Genomic DNA, 18142 nt, shown 5'->3' on the forward strand with positions numbered 1-18142 from the left:
AGGGGCGCCTTCGAAGGCTGTGGCTGCCTACTTGTAGCTGTAGAAGCCTTCGCCGGTCTTGCGGCCGAGACGGCCGGCGTCGACCATGCGACGCAGCAGTGCCGGGGGAGCGTAATGCGGCTCGGCGAACTCTTCGTAGAGCGACTGCGCGGCGTTGAGGGTGATATCGAGGCCCACGGTGTCGATGAGGGTGAGCGGGCCCATCGGGTATCCGCAGCCACCCTTCATCGCGGCGTCGATGTCTTCCTTTGTGGCATAGCCCGATTCGAGCATGCGCACCGCCGAGCACAGGTACGGGATGAGCAGCGCGTTGACGATGAAGCCGGCGCGGTCGCCCGCACGCACGGCGGTCTTGCCGAGCGTGTTCTGCGCGTAATCGAACACGGTGTCGGCGGTGTCGGCATCGGTGGTGAGTGCGGAGATGATCTCCACCAGCGGCATCACGGGCACCGGGTTGAAGAAGTGCACGCCCACGACCTTGCCGGGCCGCTTCGTCGCCTGCGCCACCTTGATGACGGGGATGGACGACGTGTTGGTGGCGAGGATGCCTTCCGGCTTCACGATCCGGTCCAATTCGGCGAAGATTTCGACCTTGAGGGCCTCGATCTCCGGCGCCGCCTCGACCACGAGGTCGCGATCCGCGAACTCCTCGATGTCGGTGGTGACCCGGATCCGTGCGAGCACCGCGTCCGCGTCGTCCTGCGTGATCTTCCCCGACTTGACGCCGCGTCCGACCGACTTCGCGAGGCGCTCACGGGCAGCCGCAGCAAATTCCTCGGTGGTCTCCCGGACGAGGACGTCGCTTCCGGCCTTCGCGCAGACTTCGGCGATACCGGCACCCATGGTGCCGCCGCCGATCACGCCTACCTTTTCCACTGTCACTACGAGTTACTCCTGATCGGTGTGATGGTTCAGCGGTGTCAAACTACGCGGACTGCTCAGCGGAGCAGCGCGCGCGACATGACGACGCGCTGGATCTGGTTGGTGCCCTCGTAGATCTGGGTGATCTTGGCGTCGCGCATCATGCGCTCGACGGGGAAGTCGGTGGTGTAACCGGCACCGCCGAACAGCTGGACTGCGTCGGTGGTGACCTCCATCGCGACGTCCGAGGCGAAGCACTTCGCTGCCGCCGAGATGAAGCCGAGGTTCGGCTCGCCGCGCTCGGCGCGGGCCGCGGAGGTGTACACCATGAGGCGCGCGGCCTCGACCTTCATCGCCATGTCGGCGAGCATGAACTGCACCGACTGGAAGTTGGAGATCGAGGTACCGAACTGCTTGCGGTCCTTGGTGTATTCAATCGCGGCGTCGAGTGCGCCCTGCGCCAGGCCGACGGCCTGTGCGCCGATGGTGGGGCGGGTGTGGTCGAGCGTGGCAAGGGCGGTCTTGAAGCCGGTGCCGGGCTCGCCGATGATGCGGTCGCCGGGGATGCGGCAGTTCTCGAAGTACAGCTCGGCGGTGGGGGAGCCCTTGATGCCGAGCTTCTTCTCCTTCGGCCCGACGACGAAGCCTTCGTCGTCCTTGTGGACCATGAACGAGGAGATGCCGTTGGCACCCTTGTCGGGATCGGTCACGGCCATCACCGTGTACCAGGTGGACTTGCCGCCGTTGGTGATCCAGCACTTCGAGCCGTTGAGGATCCAGTCGTCGCCGTCGGCCTTCGCGCGGGTGCGCATCGACGCGGCGTCGGATCCGGCCTCACGCTCGGAGAGGGCATACGACGCCATCGCGCCGTTGACGATGTCGGGGAGCACCTTCGCCTTGAGCTCGTCGGACCCGCGGAGGATCAGGCCCATCGTGCCGAGCTTGTTGACGGCCGGGATCAACGAGGACGAACCGCAGACGCGGGCGACCTCTTCGATGACGATGCAGGCCGCGACGGAGTCGGCGCCCTGACCTTCGAACTGCTCCGGGACATGGATCGCGTTGAAGCCCGAGCGGTTGAGCGCGTCGAGTGCTTCCTGCGGGAAGCGGGAGTTCTCGTCCACGTCCTTCGCGTGCGGCGCGATTTCCTTCTCGGCGAGGGCGCGGATCGCGGCGCGCAGTTCGTCGTGCTCGTCTCCGAGCTTGAAGAGATCGAAGTCGGGATTGAGGGCCACGGTGGCAAGCTCCTAACGGCACGCGGTGCCATTTTTGGGTCGGATCTGCACTACCTTCTCGGTCTCAAAGGTGTGCGACGTCACGTAATCGCTCTATTTTACCCCCGGCACTGAGTGCCAAGTCAATGGTGGGGGAGGTTCGTCACGGACGGCGGGTTTTCTTCCAGCTGGCGACGCACCTGCTCGGCCACCTCGGCCGGGGAGGATCCCACAGGAAAGGTCACCACCGTCACCGCCCGCTGCGCCGGGTCCGCATCTGCGGCCGCCCCCGAGCCGGAGGCCGAGGGGACCACCCCGAAGGTCCGCCGCACGTCGTAGAGGGCGCGGTGCAGTCGCTCGGCGGTCGCGGTGTCGTCTCCGCGGATCATGGCCCTGAGCAGGTAGTTGTGAGTCGCCGTCATCGCGGCCGCGAAACTCACGATCTGCACGGGCTCGGCCGACGGCACCGCGGCCCGCAGAAAGTCGGTGAACAACCGCTCGTAGCGATACGTCGTCACGAGTTCGCGTTCGCGCAGCGCCGGCACCCGTTGCACGACGCGGTATCGCCAGACCGCGAGTTCCCGCCGGTCGCGGAAGTGTCCGAACACGAGTTCGGCGGCATCGCAGGCGGCGAGCCACGGATCGCCGAAGTCGCCCGACAGATACTCGGCGACCTGCTCGAGCAGCGACTCGTGGTCGGCGAAGATCACGTCCTCCTTCGACCGGAACTGCCGGAAGAAGGTTCTGCGCGACACTCCGGCCGCCGCCGCGATCTGCTCGACCGTGGTCGACTCGTATCCGAACTCGGAGAACAGGCGGATTGCCTGGGTCACGACATGCACCCGGAACTGAGCCGGGTCGGGGCCGGCCGGTTCGGTGCGGCGCGGGGTGCCGGTGCCTGACGTCATGACAGTCGAGTATCCAGTGCCGGCCCGTCGAGGGAGCACACTACCTCGGGCCGACCAGGTGACAAATCGCCGAATCGTGACGTTCGGCGACGTCACCTTGTCGCGTGCGTGTCCGGCGACGTGCGGCCGAAGAAGCCGCGCAGGCGCTGGAGAACGCGCCGATGCCATGGCGCCCGCGCGGGCGCCGGGCGCTCGAGAACACCTGTCCCGATCGCCTCGGGCCGGCGCACCGGCCACCCGTCGTCCACATCGGTGACCTCGCGGCCGAGACCACGGAGATATTCTGCGAAGCTGCGTTGCCGCTCCGCGTGCCAGGCGGCCTGGTCGGCCATGATGTCGCGGTCGGCCAATTCCGGGAACCGGCCGATGAGCGCCTTCGTCAGGTGACCGGCGGCGAGGGCGTCGGCCTCCGCTTCGTGTGGATTCTCGAGTTCGACGCCGTACACCTCGCACACCGCCTGGAGCGTGCGCCTGCCGCTGCGCGTGCGGTCCATCTCCCGATCGATGACGTACGGGTCGACCACCGTGCCGATGTCGAGTTCCGGCAGCCCGAGTCGACGGCCTTCGGCGTCGAGGATCGTCAGGTCGTAACTCGCGTTGAACGCAACCACGATGTGGCCGCGCTCCCAGGCGTCGCACACCGCCTGCCGGATCTCGCGATACCCGGCGAGGTAGTCCATGCCCTCGGCGCGGGCGCGTTCGGTGGTGATGCCGTGGACAGCAGTGGTTTCGTGCGGAATCGGGATCCCCGGGTCGAGCAGCCACGAACGCGACTCGATCCGATCCCCGTCGAAAGTAGCCACGCACGCGGCAACGATGCGTGCGGTGCGGGGATCGCGGTCGGTGGTCTCGAGGTCGAATGCGCAGATGGGTCTGTCGGGCCAATGCGTCATCCGGGTCCTCGCGTTCATGTGTTCGGTCACTACTTTGCCTACAGCCCGCATTGTTGCCGCGGGCACCGACACGACCGGTGGAGCGAAGGGGCAGGACGACGACGGATCGCGTCGCGGAGTCCATCGAAAGCAGTGGTGTCGAGGTCGCGGCGTCGAACGCGCGCGCTGGAGTGGAAGAGACTCTGCGTAATCCGCGGGGCAACTCGGGCGCCGGATGCATTCGGCGTGAAGGATGGCAGGTCCTCAACGCCGGACGCGTCACCGGTTTTGTAGAGATCATTCCCGTTCGTTACTTGCCCGTTACCTCGAAAGGGTCATAAAGTACACCGGATGAAGCTCACCGGTATGAAATTCAGCCCCCTGAAAATCTCCGTACCAACAGCTCTTGTCTCCGCCGTCGTCATCGGCCTCGCGTCGGCACCTGCGGCCCAAGCCGCCCCCGCCCCCTCGCAGTCCTGCGCGCCGAGTGTGAGCTCCGAGGTGCTGCAGCGGATCGCCGAGGTCTCCGCACCCGAGAACAACCGGGATTTGCAGGACGCCCGCGACAGCGTCACCGAGATCGCCGAACTGTGGGGTGACGCCGGTGACCCGCGCGGCGCATTCGCCGTGGTCTACAAGGAGATCCTCGACACCACCGTGCCGTCCATCGAGCGCGGCGACTACGAGGACTCTGCGTGGGCCGGGCGGCTCGCATTCGACTTCGTCGACCGCTACCTCGACGGTGTGCACGCCCACGCCACCGGCAGCCGTGTCCCCGCCGAGTGGGACCGCTACTACCGCTCGGCCACCGACTGCCTGCACTCCGGCGGACGCGTCGCCACCAGCGGCATGAGCGCCCACCTGCTGCTCGACCTGCCGGCCGCTCTCGCTGCGGTGGAGACGCCCGTCGAGCGGTGGGACGACTTCAACAAGTACGGCGAGGTGCTCGGTACGGCCACGCCCGCCATCATCCGCGAGGTCGAGGCCGACTACGGAACCGATCTGACCGAACTCTTCTCGGTGTCGATCGTCGGCGACGCCATCGGCGAGGACCGTGCGGCCGGAATCTTCTTCCAGACCGTGCGCGCAGTCGCATGGACCAGTAGCCGTGCGCTGATGAACCCCGCCACCGAGCCCGCCGGAACGGCCGCGATGTGGACCGAGTGGAGTGCCTCCGAGGTCGTCCTCGACACCGCCGACGCGATCGGGATCTTCTGATCCGTTCTTCGATGTGACCGGCCCGGCGGTGCGCTGAAACCTGTCAGAACAAATCGCTGCACACCACGAAGTTGCGTTCCCAGTATTCGTATCCGGAATCGGAGAACGAACACTCGTTCACGTCGGACGTTCCGGTGAGGATCTCGGTGACCTTCACACCCTCGATCGCCGTCGCGGAGCAATCGATGCGCTGGGGATCTTCCCCACCGAGGTCCATGCAACCGCCGACCGCCCAGTCGACGTCGAGGCACAGAGCACCGACCTCGACCCCGGCGAACGACTCGTAGTACGTCTGGTCGATGTCCTCGGCGCACTCGTCACCAAACTCCACGACATCGACGACTTTGTAGTTCGAGGTACGGCTTCCGCAGTCCGCGTTGTCGATCGTGGCTCGGTCCACTGTTCCGCCGAGCGCGACACAATCACCGGGTTCGACGTCGACTTCGAGATCGACGTCCGCGGGAGTGCTCGCGGCGGTCGTGCCCGGGATGGACGAACGCGTAGTTGTCGGGCCCGGACCGGTGATCGCACCGGCGAGGGCCTCGGAGTCGGGCATCGCACGGCCCTCGGTCACGGTGGCGCAACCGGCGAGGGAAGCCATCGCTACCACTGTCAGGAAGGCGAAGCCCGCCCGCCGGAGAATGATCATGTGTGGAGGGTACGGAATGTCGGGTTCCGGCGTTTCGTTCAGGTCGTGGATTCCCGCGATCCCGAGCGCGGAGAGCACCGGGGAGTGCGAACATGTGCGCATGGACCTCCCAGTGGTTCCACCCCTGGCCCCGATGCTGGCGAAGGCTGCCACCGCGGTCCCCACCCAACCCGGCGACGGCGCGCCCGTGTGGTCGTACGAGCCCAAGTGGGACGGCTTCCGGGCGATCGTCTTTCGTGACGGTGAGGACGTGGTGTTCTCGTCGCGCGGCGGCAAGGATCTGGCGCGGTACTTTCCGGAACTCGTCGCCGCGGTTCGGTCGGAACTGCCCACCCGGTGCGTCGTCGACGGCGAAATCGTCGTTCCGCGCGAGCGCGACGGACTCGCCCGACTGGACTGGCAGGCTCTGTCCGAGCGCATCCACCCCGCGGCGAGCCGTGTGAAGCTGCTCGCAGAGCAGACACCCGCCCAGTTCATCGGTTTCGACCTGCTCGCCCTCGACGACGAAAACCTGATGAAGACTCCCTTCGCCGATCGTCGCGCACGCCTGCGCACCGAACTCGGGGACGGACCCAGCTGCCACGTGACGGCGTCCACCACCGACGCCGGGACAGCCGAGCGCTGGTTCGAGGAATTCGAGGGTGCCGGGCTCGACGGCGTGGTCGCCAAGCGGCTCGACGGCATCTACCGGCCCGACAAGCGGGAGATGATCAAGCTCAAGCACGCTCGGACGGCGGACTGCGTTCTCATCGGATACCGCAAACACAAGAGTGTCGACGGCGTCGGTTCCCTTCTTCTCGGTCTGTACCACGACGGCGAACTCGCGATGGTCGGTGGCGCTTCCGCTTTCACCACCGCGCGGCGGAAAGAGTTGCTCGCAGAACTGGAACCACTGCGCGTCGGTGAGGATGTCGTCGCCGAGGGGGAAGCGACTCGCTGGCGGTCCGGCACGGATCGCACGTGGGTGCCATTGCGGCCGGAACGCGTGCTCGAGGTGGCCTACGACCAGATGGAAGGCACCGCCGGAGCGGGAATGCGCTTTCGCCACGCCGCTCGCTTCCAGCGGTGGCGACCGGACCGGGATCCGGAGAGCTGCACCTACGATCAGCTGGACGTGCCCGTGAGATACGACCTGGCCGACGTGCTGGACCGGACGGAGGACTGAACGTGGCTGCTGCCCAACGCTCGCCCGCGGAGGAACTCGACGTCGACGGAGTCCCCGTGCGGCTGTCGAATCCGGACAAGGTGTACTTCCCGGAACTCGGCCCGTCCGGCGGCACGAAACGGCACCTGGTGGAGTACTACCGCACGGTTACCACCGAACTCGGCGCCCCTCTCCTCGGTGCGCTCCGGGACCGCCCCACTCATCTCCAGCGGTTTCCCGACGGTATCGGCGGCGAGGAGATCTATCAGAAGCGGGCGCCCGTGAAGCGCCCCGACCACGTCGAGACCTGCGAGATCACCTTCCCCTCGGGCCGTACCGCGGACGCGCTGCGGGTGCGCAGCGCCGCCGACGTGGTGTGGGCGGCGAACCTCGGCACGGTCACCTTCCATCCGTGGGCGGTGCGCTGCGGTGACGTGGACCGGCCGGACGAACTCCGCATCGACCTCGATCCGCCCGACGGGACGGGTTTCGCCGAGGCACGGGCCGTCGCACTCGAGGTGGTGCGCCCCCTGTTCGACGAGTTGGGGCTGACCGGCTTCCCGAAGACCTCCGGGGGCCGCGGGCTGCACATCTACCTGCGCATCGTGCCGGAGTGGGATTTCGTCGGCGTGCGTCGCGCCGGTATCGCGCTCCTGCGTGAGATCGAGCGTCGCAGCGACGGCCGTGCGACCACCTCGTGGTGGAAGGAGGAACGCGGCGACCTCCTGTTCCTCGACTACAACCAGAACGCACGCGACAAGACGATCGCCTCGGCCTATTCGGTGCGCCGCACGCCGATCGCGACCGTGTCCACGCCCTTGACGTGGGACGAACTCGCCGACGCCGAGCCCGACGATTTCACGATTGCGACGGTGCCCGAACTGCTCGCGCGTCGCGGCGATCCGATGTCCGCGCTCGACGACCACGCTCACTCGCTGGACGTGTTGCTGGAGATGGCGGATCGGGACGCCGCAGACGGTCTCGGTGATCTGCCGTATCCGCCGACTCATCCGAAGATGCCCGGAGAGCCGAAGCGGGTTCAGCCGTCACGGGACACGGACCGCAAAACTCCGGGCTGAGATCGCGGGCGCGCGAGGCGGATTCACCGTCGTCGAATTGGTCCCCGGTCGTTATCTCGTGGGCGCACACACTTTCCGTGGCGTCCATAGACTGTCCGGGAGCAAGTTCGTCGGAGTGCAAGGAGGATCGTCTCAGTGTCTCGTGCGTGGATGTCCGGTCGGCTGTTCGGTGTCGGTGTGATCGGCGCCGCCCTCGTGGGGGCGGGTCTGATCGTTCCTGGCTCCGCGTCCGCCGCCACCACGTGTGCGGCGCCGCCGGGTGCTCCCGCCGAGGTGACCCGGGTCGACGGTCTCGAGGCGTGCGGGTCGACGACGGACGGCACGGGCGGAGCGTGGAGCCTGGGCGCGTCCGGCGTGGGATTCGCCGATGCGGGCACCGGTGCGACAGTCGGGGCCGCCGGTTTCGCCGGTGGAGTCGGTGCCGGCGAGAGCCGCGCGGGGCAACTCCTGGCAGTCGGGTTCGGAGCCGACTCCCTCGCGCTCGGAATGCTCGACGAACCCGGCATCGCGTTGGTTTTCTCCGGCCCGGGTTCTCAAGCCTTCGTCGGTGACGCCGGTGATCCCGTGCTGTGCGAAGGAAGTCTCGCCGCAGCAGTCAACCTCACGACCGGATCGGGTTGCGTTCTCGCCGGGGAGTTCCGCTTCGTCACTCCACCGCCACTGTGACCCCACCGCCTTTGTGACCCCACCGTCTTTGTGACCCCACCGTCTTTGTGATCTCACCGTCTTTGTGATCTCACGGGTCGGTCGCTGCATCTGTTGCGGAGTCCGGCAGCACCGGATGACGAGGAGGTTGGGAATACAGACAGCCTGTACGCAACCCCTTCCGTTCGGTGCTGTCCGCACGTAACCTTCGTCACATGTCCGAGGGTGAGTGTCGATGACGGCCGGAGCGGTGCTGACTGCGGAGGGCTATGACGGCGTACCCGCACGAACCGAAATGCACGTCCATCCGAGCTTTCTCCCCTTGGCGGACAAGTTTTTCGCGCTCTACCGGCAACCGCACCACGGCGGCGGCGCGCTCACCGCATACCTGCACGGTGAGAAGGTGCTCGACATCTGGGCGGGCTGGGCAGACCGGACGCGCCGTTGGTCGCAGGACACGATGGCGCTGTCGTTCTCGACAGGCAAGGGTGTTGCGTCGACCGTCGTACATCGCCTGGCCGAGCGCGGACTGATCGACTACTTCGCGCCGGTCGCGCAGTACTGGCCCGAATTCGCAGCCGGTGGCAAGGAATCCCTCACGGTCGCCGACGTCATGACACATCGGTCCGGCCTGCATCGCGTTCGTGGGCTGGTCCCGGGCAAGCGGGGCATTCTCGATTACGAGGCGACGGTCGCTGCCCTCGCGGCGGCCGCTCCCGACCGCCGCAGGCTCGCGGGTTCGGGCTACCACGCGGTCACCTACGGCTGGCTCGTCGCGGAGATCGTCCAGCGGGTGACGGGACTGCCGTTCACCGAGGTCGTCGAGCGCGAGATCGCGCAGCCCCTCGGAAGTTCCGACTTCTGGTACCGCGTCCCGCACGACGAGCGTGGTCGCATCGCTCGGTTGTTCCCGCGGATCAACCCGGTGGGGCTCGACTGGGGTGTCAGTGCGTCGGTGCTGTCGCGGGTCGCGCCGACGCGCGGGCTGGTCGAGGCGGCCATGCCTGCCGGGTTCGACGAACTCGTTCGCGATCCGGCCGTGCACGATTCGGTGATGCCCGGCTGGAACGGTGTGTTCACCGCACGCTCGCTCGCGCGCATGTACGGCGCGATCGCGGCCGGCGGCACGATCGACGGTGTGAAGTTCCTGGATCCGTCGACGATCGCGGCGATGGACGAGGTGCGGGTACGAAGCCGCGACTACGTGCTGGGAGTGCCGATGGCATGGCGTCTCGGCTACCACCAGCCGATCTTCGCCAGCCGGGAGCGGCCGCGCGGCGCGTTCGGTCACTACGGGGTGGGTGGTTCCGGTGCGTTCGCCGACCTGGATTCGGGGATGTCGCTGGCGTTCGTCACCAACCGTCTCGGTACCGGTGCGATGCCGCTCGGCGACCTGCGACTCGCACGGCTGGGTGCCCTCGCGCGGGATCTGGCCCGCGAGGCGTGAGACCTCTGCCGTAACTGCATTTTTGCTGAATCGGGCACGAGGACCCGACTGCGCGCGGGAGTATCCGAACCAGGACACGAATCCGTGTTCGGTGGTCGGGCCCGAGGAGCGCGAATGAACCACGTGTATCGAGTGATCGAGGTGGTCGGCTCGTCGACCTCCGGAGTGGACGACGCGATCGCCAAGGCGGTGGCGCGGGCCGCGGAGAAGACTCGGCATCTGGAATGGTTCGAAATGGTCAATGTGCGGGGTCACATCGACGACGGGAAGGTCGCTCATACCCAAGTCACGCTCAAGATCGGATTCAGGATAGAGTCGGGGGACGAGTTGGCCCGGTAAGGTTATTCTCAGGCACTGAAATGCCCTGCTAGAGTGACGAAAACGGCGTTCTCGACCAGAGTTGCAACGTGTTATAGTCTGGGGCTCGATCGTCGTACCCCACCGGCACTTTCAGGCAGGTATCCACTGTGGCTTATGTGATCACCCAGGCATGTTGCAACGACGTCTCGTGTGTCGAAGTCTGCCCGGTCAACTGCATCCACCCCACACCCGATGAAGCGCCGTTCGCTACGACGGAAATGCTCTACATCGACCCGGACACGTGCATCGACTGCGGTGCGTGCGTCGACGAATGCCCCGTCGATGCGATCGCCGCCGACAACGAGCTCACTCCCGCCCAGGAGCCGTACCTCGAGATCAACGCCGAGTACTACCGGCGCTACCCGATCGGACCGGACTGGCCGGAGTTGCGGACCCGCCGGAAGATCCCCGCCGACCTCGGCACGCTGCGGGTCGCGATCGTCGGATCCGGACCTGCGGCGTGCTACGCCGCCCAGGAGCTCACCTCCCACTCGGCCGTGCAGGTCGACATCTTCGACCGGCTGCCCACGCCCTTCGGCCTGGTACGGGCCGGCGTCGCGCCGGACCACCAGAGCACCAAAGGTGTCACGAACGTCTTCCGCAGCGCGATCGGCCACAAGAACACCCAGTGCTACTTCAACGTCGAGGTGGGTACGCACATCACCCACGGCGAACTCCTCGCGCATCACCACGCCGTGCTCTACGCGGTCGGTGCGTCCGGTGACCGCCGCCTCAACGTCCCCGGCGAAGACCTGCCCGGCTCGTTCGCTGCCACCGAGTTCGTGGCCTGGTACAACGGCCACCCCGACTACGCCGACCGCACTTTCGACCTGTCGGGCGAACGCGCAGTCATCATCGGCAACGGCAACGTCGCACTCGACGTGGCCCGCGCGCTGGTGATGAACCCCGACGAGTTCGCTCGCACGGATATGGCCGAACACGCCGTCGAAGCGTTGCGCAACTCCGCAATCCAGGAAGTGGTGGTCGTCGGGCGGCGTGGACCCGCCCAGGCTGCCTACACCAACCCGGAACTGCTCGCCCTCGGTGACCTCGAGGGCGTCGACGTCATGGTCGACCCCGCCGAACTCGAACTCGACCCCGTCAGCCGCGCACTCGTCGACGACCCCGAGGTCGAGCCCCGCATCGCGCTCAAGGTCCGGCAGGTCGGCGAATTCGCACAGAAGAGCCCGACACCCGGGAACAAGCGGATCGTCCTGCGCTACCTCGCGTCGCCCGTCGAGATCACCGGTGACGACGCCGTCACCTCGATCACCCTCGAACGCAACGAACTCGTCGAGGTCGACGGGCGTCTCGAAGCCCGTCCCACAGGCGAGACCGAAACGCTTCCCGCCGGCCTGGTGCTGCGTTCGATCGGGTACAAGGGCACCGCGGTGCAGGGCCTTCCGTTCGACGAGCGCCGCGGAGTGTTGCCGAACCGCCTCGGCCGCGTTGTGGACCCCGAGACCGACGAGCCCGTGCCCGGTGTCTACACCGCGGGTTGGATCAAGCGCGGACCGAGCGGTGTCATCGGCACCAACAAGCAGTGCTCCAACGAGACGGTCGAGCAGATTCTCGACGACTTCATCGCAGGAAAGCTGCCGGAACCCGTCGCCGATCGCGAGAAGCTCGCGACTCTCGTCGCCGAGCGGCGACCCGAGTACGTCGACTACCGCGGATGGCAGCAGATCGACAAGCAGGAGAAGTCTCGTGGTTCGGCTGCAGGACGATCACGGCTCAAGTTCGTCTCGGTGGAAGAAATGCTCGCCGCGTCGCGCATCGGTTCCTAGGTAGAACGCCGCTGTACCGATTGACCTGCAGTACCGCTCTGACCTGCAATAACGCGAGCCGGGCAATCGCTCGAATTGCCCGGTTCCGACGCACGTGTGTCTAATGGGTAATAACGAAAGTGTTACGGCGGGCATTTCGGCGTCGTGACACACCGTCCGATGATGGGTTGTGGAATGGTCGAAAAGCATGTCTTGTCGAACCGTCGCCGCCGTGCTGGACGTCGGTCCGCACGTATAGCGGTGGCATTCGCCGGCGCAGCCGCAGTCGCCCTCACCGCGGCAGGCCCCGCCGCCGCGGTGCCGCTCTGGCCGGGTGGCCCGGAGGTGCCGAGCGTCGAGGATGTCATCAGGAACGTCCTTCCGCAGGGTCCGGGGGCGCCCCAGTTGCCGCCGCAGTTGCTGCCCGAGCAGCCCGCACCGTTCTCCGCGCCGTCGGTGAACCCGTCGAACGGTGAGACGGTCGGGGTCGCGCAGCCGATCATCATTCGCTTCAACGAAGCCGTCGGCGACCGCGCCGCCGCCGAACGCGCCATCCGCATCACCTCCTCACCCGCGGTCGACGGCCACTTCTACTGGGCGTCCGACACCCAGGTGCGCTGGAAGCCGTTCGAGTTCTGGCCGGCGAACACCTCCGTCACGGTCAAGGCCGGTGACTCCCAGTCGTCGTTCACCATCGGGGATGCGCTGGTCACGGTGGCCGACAACAACACCAAGACGATCACCGTCACCCGCAACGGTGAGGTGGTCAGAACGATGCCGACCTCGTTCGGCAAGCCCGGCCACGACACTCCCAACGGCACCTACATCGTCGGGGACAAGTTCCGCGAGATGTACATGGATTCGTCGACCTACGGAGTGCCGGTGGACAGCCCGGAGGGTTACCGCACGTACGTCGAGTACGCGACTCGCATGTCCAACAGCGGCATCTTCCTGCACGCGGCGCCCTGGTCGGTGGACGCGCAGGGCAACACCAATGTCAGCCACGGCTGCCTCAATGTGAGCACCGAGGACGGCAAATGGTTCTACGAGAACTCCAAGAAGGGCGATCCGGTGATCGTGCAGAACACCGCCGGTGGAACCCTCAACGGCTGGGACGGCCTCGGCGACTGGAATCTCTGAGTTAGGCCGCTCCACCCGCCTTCGCTCGACGCCCCCTTTCTCCGGCACTGTCGCCCGGATCGGAAGGGGGCGTCGGGCTTTCGCGTCGAAGAGGGGTATGAACCGTCAGGCGGACGGTAGCGGGTCGGCGACGACGAGTGCCGGACCGTAGGCGCCGCGCTTCTCGACGCTCAATCCGGTATCGGAGATCAGCGTGTCGATGTCTTCCACCGCAGCGACTTTCGCGAGCGCCCGATGACCGAACTTGGAATGATCGGCGACGAGCACGGTGCGCGCCGCAGCCTCGATCAGAGCCCGCTTGATCGGAACTTCGAGGGTGTTGGTGTTCGTGATGCCCGCGATCGGATCGATCGCGTCGGCACCGAGGAACGTCCAGTCCGCCGAGTACGACGACATGAACCGGACGGCGTGATCGCCTACGAGGGTGAAGACCGACCCGAGCAGTTCGCCACCGGTGACGAGTAGCCGCACTTCGGGAAAGCTCGCCACGTATTTGGCGATCCGCAGGTCGTTTGTGATTATCGTCAGCGACGAGTGGTGGCGAAGTGCCACGGCGACTTCGTAAGTGGTCGATCCGCTGTCGAGGACGACACTGTCGCCGTCGGAGACCATTCCGGCCGCGAGAGCGGCGATTGCCGCCTTCTCGGCTCGTCTCACATCCTTCTTGGCGGCGTAGGGCACCTCGGGACCTGCCCCTTCGACGGGGCGCGCGCCACCGTGGGTGCGTTCGATCTTTCCTTCGCGGGCGAGTGCATCGAGGTCTCGCCGGATCGTGGACGTGTCGACGCCGAGGTCGCCCGCGAGCGTTTTCGCATCGACGTAACCGTCGGCGAGCAATCGGTGGAAGATCTCACGTCGCCGTGCACTCGCGGACACGAATACTCCTCCGGGGTTCTGCTGAATCCAGCGCTTTCGAGATATCCGCAGGCGGGTTCGCGCGGTGCGATGCCTCGACGATAGCGCAGCCACCCACGGATTTGACGCACAGATATTGACACAAACACCGTGAAATGTGCATTATTTCGTGCAGTATATGCGCGAATTTGCGTGATCATAGTGAGAATCGCCAGAGCGGCCGAGGCTCCGGGTGCCGGATTCACGATGCCCCCATCCCTGGCGAGGTGAAACGTCAATATGGAGGCGAACGGACATGCTGTGTGGAGCGGACTCGAATCATTCGGTGTTTCATGCCCCGGGTCGTGATCAGCGGTGGTGTCCGGAGTTGTTCGAGCGGGATTCGGCGCCGCGTCCGCGCGGACTGGCCTGAGAGGGGAACGAACAGATGAGCGAAACTTCGTCGACACCGGCAGTGACCGAAACCCCGCAATGGCGCGCGCTCGTCGAGCATCGTTCCGACATCGAGTCGGTGCACATGCGGGAGTTGTTCGCGGCTGATCCCGGACGCGCCGAAGCGATGACCGCGGTCGCCGGGGACCTGGTCGTGGACTACAGCAAACACCGGATCACCGCCCGCACGCTGGAGTTGCTGCTCGATGTCGCCCGCACCGCCGGCGTCGAACGCGCCCGCGATGCGATGTTCGCCGGGGAGCACGTCAACGTCACCGAGGACCGGGCGGTGCTGCACACCGCGTTGCGGCTGCCGCGGTCGGCACAGTTGGTCGTCGACGGCCAGGATGTCGTCGCCGATGTGCACGAGGTGCTCGATGCGATGGGCGAGTTCACCGACCGGGTGCGCGACGGCCGGTGGCGGGGTGCGACCGGGCAGAAGATCACCACGGTGGTCAACATCGGGATCGGCGGGTCGGATCTGGGGCCGGTGATGGTGACCCGGGCACTGCGGCATTATCACGACGGACCGGCGGTGCGGTTCGTGTCGAATGTGGATCCGGCGGATCTGACGGGGGTGTTGACGGGGCTGGATCCGGCGTCGACGTTGTTCGTGGTGGCGTCGAAGACGTTTTCGACGCTCGAGACGTTGTGTAATGCCACGGCGGCGCGGCGGTGGGTGGTCGCGGCGTTGGGTGAGGATGCGGTGGCGTCGCATTTCGTGGCGGTTTCGACGCATGCGGAGCGGGTGGCGGCGTTCGGGATCGATCCGGTGAACATGTTCGGGTTCTGGGAGTGGGTGGGGGGCCGGTATTCGGTGGATTCGGCGATCGGGTTGTCGGTGATGTGCGCGATCGGGCGGGAACGGTTTGCGGAGTTGCTGGCGGGGTTCGCGGTGATCGATGAGCATTTCCGGTCGGCGCCGCTCGAGCGCAATGTTCCGGTGCTGCTGGGACTGTTGGGGGTGTGGTACACGTCGGTGGTGGGGGCGCAGTCGCGGGTGGTGTTGCCGTATGCGAATGATTTGGTGCGGTTTCCGGCGTATCTGCAGCAGTTGGCGATGGAGTCGAACGGGAAGTCGGTGCGGGTGGACGGGTCGCCGGTGGGGTGTGCGACGGGGGAGATTTTCTGGGGTGAGCCGGGGACGAACGGGCAGCATGCGTTTTTCCAGTTGTTGCATCAGGGGACGCATTTGGTGCCGGCGGATTTCATCGGGTTTGCGCGGTCGACCGATGATCTGCCGGTGGTCGATGGGTCGGGGTCGATGCATGAGGTGTTGATGGCGAACATGTTTGCGCAGGCGAAGGTGTTGGCGTTCGGGAAGTCGGCGGGGGAGATTCGGGCGGAGGGGGTGCCGGAGGGGTTGGTGGCGCACAAGGTGATGCCGGGGGGTCGTCCGTCGACGACGGTGTTGGCGCCGGTGTTGTCGCCGTCGACGTTGGGGCAGTTGATTGCGTTGTACGAGCATGAGGTGTTCGTGGAGGGTGTGGTGTGGGGGATCGATTCGTTCGATCAGTGGGGTGTGGAGTTGGGGAAGGAGCAGGCGTCGGTGTTGGCGCCGGTGTTGGGGGGTGTGGGGGATCCGGGTTCGGGTGATGGGTCGACGGATAGTTTGATCCGCACGTACCGGCGCATGGCGAAGGAGGCGTGAGCGGTGCCGGCCCTGAAGCTACTCAAACTCCCCCCACCCGTCGCGGAGTCCTGGGAGTGGCAGATGCACGCCGGATGCCGCGACGTGGACGGTTCGCTGTTCTTCCATCCCGACAACGAACGAGGAGAAGCGCGGGAGAACCGCCTGGCCGCTGCGAAACGGGTGTGCGGACAATGCGTCGTCCGCACGCAATGCCTCGAATACGCCCTGGACTCGGGTGAGCGGCACGGCATCTGGGGTGGGCTTTCGGAAGACGAACGCACCCGGATGCGCCGGGCAGAGCGGCGTAGACCGCTCTCCTAGGGCGCCCGCCCACCCTCGTCGCGGCGCCGGCACTCACAAAGCCGAGACTACGGCGGCGATGTCGGGTATACCTCGTGCCATGCCGACCGATAATTCGCTGTGGCTGGTCCTCGACCTTGCCGGGGTATTTGCCTTCGCACTCAACGGAGCGCTGACCGCGGTACGGGCCGAGCGACTCGACATCGTCGGCATCGTCACGCTCGGCATGTTCACCGGTCTGGGCGGGGGGACGGTCCGCGACGTGCTCCTCGGCGCTCTGCCACCGGCGACCTTCCTCGACTGGCGCTACCTGGCGGCCGCGGCGGCAGGCGGTCTCGTCGCCTTCGTGCTCGGCAACCGGCTCGATCGCCTGAACGGCACGATCACCGTGTTCGACGCGATCGGATTGAGCGTGTTCGCGGTGCTGGGCGCCTACAAGGCGCTGGAACTGGGTTTCGGTGTCGTCCAAGCGGTCATCGTCGGGGCCGTCACCGCGGTAGGCGGGGGAACCATCCGGGATGTCATGATCGGTCGCGTACCGACCGTCCTGCGGAGTGAACTCTACGCGATTCCGGCGCTGATAGGAGCCGGATTATACTCCGCCACATACAGTTTCGGATATCAAGGAACACTCGTCGCGTTGGGTGCGGCGGCAGTGTGCTTCGTGATCCGGATGATCGGCGTGCGATTCGACCTGCACGCGCCGTACCCACCGGCCCGTCGTCACGGCAAGTGAGTACGGCGCGGTGGCGTCAGTCCTTGTCGAGGAAGAGGTCCCACTGGGGGTTTTCGCCGCCACTGTAGGCGGACAGATCGGTCTTGCCTGCTTCGACGAGGACATCCGCGTCGATGAAGCACCGGCCCGTGGTGTCCTTCGCCGGCCGCGACAGGATCTCCACCGCGGCGTCGGCCATGATTTCCGGGCTGCGCGAGGACGACAGGAGCGTGTCACCGTCCGGCATGTGCGCCGCCGCCGACGTCGCGTTGAACGTCTCGGGCCACAGGCAGTTGGCGGCGATACCGGCCTCGGCGAATTCGGCTGCGAACCCCAATGTCAGCAAGGACATTCCGTACTTGGACAGGGTGTAGGCCGGGTGTGCGCCGAGCCAGTAGGGATTCATGTTCAGGGGCGGGGAGATGGTCAGGACGTGCGCGTTGGGTGAGTTCCGGAGGTGTGGCAGCGCCGCCTTCGTGAGCAGGAAGGTCCCGCGGCAGTTGATCTCCTGCATGAGGTCGTACTTCTTTGCCGACAGGTGTTCCGTCGGATCCGTGGCGATCGCGCTCGCGTTGTTGACGCAGAAGTCGATGCCGCCGAAGCGCTCCACCGCGGCATCGACGGCTCGCTGGACGTCGCTTTCCTTGCGCACATCGCCGACGACGGCGACGGCTTTACCGCCGGCCGCCTCGATCTCGGCGACAGCGGTGTGGACCGTGCCCTTCAACCGGGGATGAGGCTCGGCGGTCTTGGCGAGCAGGACCACGTTCGCACCCTGCCGGGCCGCTGCGGTGGCGATAGCGAGGCCGATCCCGCGGCTGGCGCCGGAGATGACCATGGTGCGGTCGGTGAGGGCGTCGTGGCTCGACATCGTTCTCCCAGGTCGTATCAGTGAAACGGTTCC

General features: G+C 66.4%; 18 protein-coding genes. 11 read left to right on the plus strand and 7 right to left on the minus strand.

From position 1 onward, the window contains the following. Window positions 1-27 precede the first annotated feature (27 nt). From AC0B44_RS10505 to AC0B44_RS10520, 4 genes are all read right to left on the minus strand, one after another. Window positions 28-876 carry a 3-hydroxybutyryl-CoA dehydrogenase gene (locus tag AC0B44_RS10505; RefSeq protein WP_169622910.1) on the minus strand — a complete coding sequence of 283 codons (849 nt, stop codon included), beginning with the start codon at window positions 874-876 and terminating at the stop codon, window positions 28-30. 62 nt (window positions 877-938) lie between these two features. Then, complete coding sequence (locus AC0B44_RS10510; protein ID WP_425903508.1) at window positions 939-2096, minus strand: acyl-CoA dehydrogenase; 1158 nt, start codon at window positions 2094-2096, stop codon at window positions 939-941. 122 nt (window positions 2097-2218) lie between these two features. Then, on the minus strand, window positions 2219-2983 hold the full coding sequence (locus AC0B44_RS10515; protein ID WP_471902829.1) for a TetR family transcriptional regulator: 765 nt from the start codon (window positions 2981-2983) through the stop codon (window positions 2219-2221). A gap of 92 nt (window positions 2984-3075) precedes the next feature. After that, complete coding sequence (locus tag AC0B44_RS10520) at window positions 3076-3876, minus strand: exonuclease domain-containing protein (RefSeq protein WP_471902830.1); 801 nt, start codon at window positions 3874-3876, stop codon at window positions 3076-3078. 330 nt (window positions 3877-4206) lie between these two features. Here AC0B44_RS10520 and AC0B44_RS10525 point away from each other — a divergent pair, with 330 nt between their 5' ends. Further along, the gene (locus tag AC0B44_RS10525) at window positions 4207-5073 is read left to right on the plus strand and encodes a DUF5995 family protein (protein ID WP_471902831.1); all 867 of its coding nucleotides are present in this window, start codon (window positions 4207-4209) and stop codon (window positions 5071-5073) included. Window positions 5074-5116: 43 nt separating this feature from the next. Here AC0B44_RS10525 and lppU read toward each other — a convergent pair whose 3' ends face one another. Beyond that, the gene (lppU, locus tag AC0B44_RS10530; protein ID WP_471902832.1) at window positions 5117-5722 is read right to left on the minus strand and encodes an LppU family putative lipoprotein; all 606 of its coding nucleotides are present in this window, start codon (window positions 5720-5722) and stop codon (window positions 5117-5119) included. Window positions 5723-5822: 100 nt separating this feature from the next. On the opposite strand from lppU, the gene AC0B44_RS10535 reads away from it, so the two are divergent. From AC0B44_RS10535 to AC0B44_RS10565, 7 genes are all read left to right on the plus strand, one after another. After that, window positions 5823-6887: an ATP-dependent DNA ligase gene (locus AC0B44_RS10535; RefSeq protein WP_471902833.1), complete on the plus strand. Its 1065-nt coding sequence runs from the start codon at window positions 5823-5825 to the stop codon at window positions 6885-6887. Between the two features lie 2 nt (window positions 6888-6889). Then, window positions 6890-7945 (plus strand): DNA polymerase domain-containing protein, encoded by a 1056-nt coding sequence (locus AC0B44_RS10540; protein ID WP_471902834.1) that lies wholly within the window; start codon window positions 6890-6892, stop codon window positions 7943-7945. A 135-nt stretch (window positions 7946-8080) separates the two neighbouring features. Next, complete coding sequence (locus AC0B44_RS10545) at window positions 8081-8611, plus strand: DUF6764 family protein (RefSeq protein ID WP_471902835.1); 531 nt, start codon at window positions 8081-8083, stop codon at window positions 8609-8611. A 214-nt stretch (window positions 8612-8825) separates the two neighbouring features. Next, window positions 8826-10037 (plus strand): serine hydrolase domain-containing protein, encoded by a 1212-nt coding sequence (locus AC0B44_RS10550; protein WP_471902836.1) that lies wholly within the window; start codon window positions 8826-8828, stop codon window positions 10035-10037. Window positions 10038-10151: 114 nt separating this feature from the next. Beyond that, window positions 10152-10376 carry a dodecin gene (locus AC0B44_RS10555; RefSeq protein WP_471902837.1) on the plus strand — a complete coding sequence of 75 codons (225 nt, stop codon included), beginning with the start codon at window positions 10152-10154 and terminating at the stop codon, window positions 10374-10376. Window positions 10377-10504: 128 nt separating this feature from the next. Then, window positions 10505-12184 (plus strand): FAD-dependent oxidoreductase, encoded by a 1680-nt coding sequence (locus AC0B44_RS10560; protein ID WP_471902838.1) that lies wholly within the window; start codon window positions 10505-10507, stop codon window positions 12182-12184. 174 nt (window positions 12185-12358) lie between these two features. Beyond that, complete coding sequence (locus AC0B44_RS10565; protein WP_471902839.1) at window positions 12359-13303, plus strand: L,D-transpeptidase; 945 nt, start codon at window positions 12359-12361, stop codon at window positions 13301-13303. Between the two features lie 105 nt (window positions 13304-13408). Here the strand turns inward: AC0B44_RS10565 and AC0B44_RS10570 are convergent, their stop codons facing one another. Further along, window positions 13409-14179, minus strand: coding sequence for a DeoR/GlpR family DNA-binding transcription regulator (locus AC0B44_RS10570; RefSeq protein ID WP_471902840.1), 771 nt, complete (start codon window positions 14177-14179; stop codon window positions 13409-13411). 406 nt (window positions 14180-14585) lie between these two features. On the opposite strand from AC0B44_RS10570, the gene pgi reads away from it, so the two are divergent. From pgi to AC0B44_RS10585, 3 genes are all read left to right on the plus strand, one after another. Then, on the plus strand, window positions 14586-16241 hold the full coding sequence (gene pgi / locus AC0B44_RS10575) for a glucose-6-phosphate isomerase (protein WP_471902841.1): 1656 nt from the start codon (window positions 14586-14588) through the stop codon (window positions 16239-16241). Window positions 16242-16244: 3 nt separating this feature from the next. Further along, complete coding sequence (locus tag AC0B44_RS10580; protein ID WP_471902842.1) at window positions 16245-16544, plus strand: WhiB family transcriptional regulator; 300 nt, start codon at window positions 16245-16247, stop codon at window positions 16542-16544. A gap of 79 nt (window positions 16545-16623) precedes the next feature. Then, entirely contained in the window at window positions 16624-17259 is a 636-nt protein-coding gene (locus tag AC0B44_RS10585; RefSeq protein WP_471902843.1) for a trimeric intracellular cation channel family protein, read from the plus strand. 16 nt (window positions 17260-17275) lie between these two features. On the opposite strand, the gene AC0B44_RS10590 is transcribed toward AC0B44_RS10585, so the two are convergent. Beyond that, window positions 17276-18109, minus strand: a complete 834-nt coding sequence (locus AC0B44_RS10590) for an SDR family oxidoreductase (protein ID WP_471902844.1) — start codon at window positions 18107-18109, stop codon at window positions 17276-17278. Window positions 18110-18142: the final 33 nt, after the last annotated feature.

The sequence above is a fragment of the Rhodococcus sp. NPDC019050 genome, assembly GCF_055664235.1.

Excerpts from the sequence above, each read along its gene's own strand:
- AC0B44_RS10515 (WP_471902829.1), bottom strand. The coding sequence starts at position 2,983 with ATGACGTCAGGCACCGGCACCCCGCGCCGCACCGAACCGGCCGGCCCC.
- AC0B44_RS10520 (WP_471902830.1), bottom strand. The coding sequence starts at position 3,876 with ATGACGCATTGGCCCGACAGACCCATCTGCGCATTCGACCTCGAGACC.
- AC0B44_RS10525 (WP_471902831.1), top strand. The coding sequence starts at position 4,207 with ATGAAGCTCACCGGTATGAAATTCAGCCCCCTGAAAATCTCCGTACCA.
- lppU (WP_471902832.1), bottom strand. The coding sequence starts at position 5,722 with ATGATCATTCTCCGGCGGGCGGGCTTCGCCTTCCTGACAGTGGTAGCG.
- AC0B44_RS10535 (WP_471902833.1), top strand. The coding sequence starts at position 5,823 with ATGGACCTCCCAGTGGTTCCACCCCTGGCCCCGATGCTGGCGAAGGCT.
- AC0B44_RS10550 (WP_471902836.1), top strand. The coding sequence starts at position 8,826 with ATGACGGCCGGAGCGGTGCTGACTGCGGAGGGCTATGACGGCGTACCC.
- AC0B44_RS10555 (WP_471902837.1), top strand. The coding sequence starts at position 10,152 with ATGAACCACGTGTATCGAGTGATCGAGGTGGTCGGCTCGTCGACCTCC.
- AC0B44_RS10565 (WP_471902839.1), top strand. The coding sequence starts at position 12,359 with ATGGTCGAAAAGCATGTCTTGTCGAACCGTCGCCGCCGTGCTGGACGT.
- pgi (WP_471902841.1), top strand. The coding sequence starts at position 14,586 with ATGAGCGAAACTTCGTCGACACCGGCAGTGACCGAAACCCCGCAATGG.
- AC0B44_RS10585 (WP_471902843.1), top strand. The coding sequence starts at position 16,624 with ATGCCGACCGATAATTCGCTGTGGCTGGTCCTCGACCTTGCCGGGGTA.
- AC0B44_RS10590 (WP_471902844.1), bottom strand. The coding sequence starts at position 18,109 with ATGTCGAGCCACGACGCCCTCACCGACCGCACCATGGTCATCTCCGGC.